Source organism: Acidovorax sp. KNOB132, assembly GCF_057541515.1.
This window is the reverse complement of sequence record NZ_BAAJYT010000464.1, coordinates 1-1,786: the sequence shown is the minus strand read 5'-3', so window position 1 is coordinate 1,786 and position 1,786 is coordinate 1. Positions and strand designations below refer to the sequence as shown.

Sequence of the window (1,786 nt, the reverse complement as noted above, 5' to 3'; positions counted from 1 at the left end):
CGGGCCCGACCCCGGGGCGGCCCCACACCGGGCGCAGCATGTCGGCCAGCGAGCGGCCGGGCTCCACGGTGAAGCGCTCGTCCAGCACGTCGAGCGAGACGATCCGGTCCACGCGAAAACCGCGAAAGTCGTCGCGCAGCTCGCACCAGGTGGACAGCGTCCAGACCTTGCCCCAGTAAAAGCACCCCAGCGGCCGCACCCGGCGTTCGCTGGGGCGCCCTGTTCGTCGGCATAGTGCAGCCGCACCACGTGGCGGGACTGCACGGCCTCGCGCAGCGGGCGCAGCAGGGCCTGGGTGCGCGGGTCCACCGCCACGGCCGGGGCATAGAGCGCCTGGGCCTCGGCGGCCGCACGCGCCGCGGGCGGCAGCACCGAGAGGATCTTGCCCAGGGCGCTTTCCACCTCGCCGGCCAGGCCGGTGTCCAGCCAGGACTGCGCCAGCCGGGCGGCGGCGACCAGGGCGTTGGCCTCGCCCTGGCTGAACATGAGCGGCGGCAGGTCGAAGCCCGCGCCCAGGCGGTAGCCCACGCCAGCCTCACCCTCGATGGGCACGCCCTGGTGCTGCAGGTCGGCCACGTCGCGGTAGATGGTGCGCGCCGAGACCTCCAGCCGCTTCGCCAGGAAGTCGGCCGTGGACAGGCGCCGGCCCCGGATGAGCTGGACGATCTGGAACAGTCGGTCGGCACGGCGCATGGATGAGGCAATCGGGGCGGGATCGGGGCGTGGGCGAGGATTGTGCCCTGCCCCGCACAGGGCGCGTCAGCCCTGCACGCCGATGCAGACGGCCACTTGGTCGGGGCCTTCGTAGGCCTCGAAATCGACGTCGAAGCGGCGGCGCGGCACGGGGTGCTGCCCGAAGTGCGCCCACACCGCGCCCCAGGTGTCGATCACGGCCTGCGGCAGCGCGCCCTGCCGGCGGAACACGAGGTAGAGGCCAGCCGGCACCTGCACGCGCTCCACACCCGGCGCGGCGCCGGGGCCGGGGCCGTCCAGGGCCACGCCCGCGAGCACGTCGAATTCGCCATCGTGATCCGACGCATACCGGCTGTACACGCCCATCACGCGGGGCGGCGCCAGGCCGGGCTGCTGCACCCGCTGGGCCACGCCCTCGGCGGCGAATCGCTGCCACAGCGGGCCGATGCGGGCCTGGGCAGGGTCGCGCTCCTGGCGGTTGCAGGTGCGCGTGGTGATGCCGGCGACGGTGAAGGCGCCGAAGGTTTCCAGGGTGGGGGTCATGCGGCCCGCCCCTTCAGCGCGCCATGGCATGCAGGCCGACGGTGTTGCCCTCGGTGTCGCACAGGTGCGCGATGAAGCCGATGCCGTTCGGCAGCTCGATGCAGGCATCGATCACGCGCCCGCCCGCCGGGGCGATGCGCTCGACGGCGGCGTCCAGGCCCGGGGCGCAGTCGAGGTAGATGCGCACGCCGGCATCGGGCGCCACGCGGCGGCTCGGGCCTTCGATGAGGCAGCCGCCGGTGGCCGGCCGGTCGTAGGCGAAGACGGCCAGCGGATCGCCGCCCATCGTCTGGCGTTGCATGGGCCGGCCCAGCACCTGTTCGTAGAAGGCATGGGCGCGGCCGAGGTCGGCGCAGGGGATCTCGAACCAGCTGATGGCGGAAACGGAAGAAGCGGGGGCAGAAGAGCTCATGGCGGATGGGTCCTTTCGGTCGTTGTTGCGAAGGACGCCATGGTGCGGGGGCCCTCCTGACAGCGTCGTGTCAGGAGGCTGCGCCGGCCCGGCCGCGCGGGCTCAGGCGGCGGGCTCGGCCGGGGGGTTCGGACGGCG

2 protein-coding genes and 1 pseudogene are annotated in these 1,786 nt (G+C 73.7%); all 3 read right to left on the bottom strand.

From position 1 onward, the window contains the following. Positions 1 to 693: pseudogene (locus AC27IO_RS23745) on the bottom strand (helix-turn-helix transcriptional regulator); the annotation flags it as partial. 66 nt (positions 694 to 759) lie between these two features. Beyond that, on the bottom strand, positions 760 to 1,236 hold the full coding sequence (locus AC27IO_RS23740; RefSeq protein ID WP_498741117.1) for a GyrI-like domain-containing protein: 477 nt from the start codon (positions 1,234 to 1,236) through the stop codon (positions 760 to 762). 13 nt (positions 1,237 to 1,249) lie between these two features. After that, complete coding sequence (locus tag AC27IO_RS23735; RefSeq protein WP_498741116.1) at positions 1,250 to 1,648, bottom strand: VOC family protein; 399 nt, start codon at positions 1,646 to 1,648, stop codon at positions 1,250 to 1,252. Positions 1,649 to 1,786 lie beyond the last annotated feature (138 nt).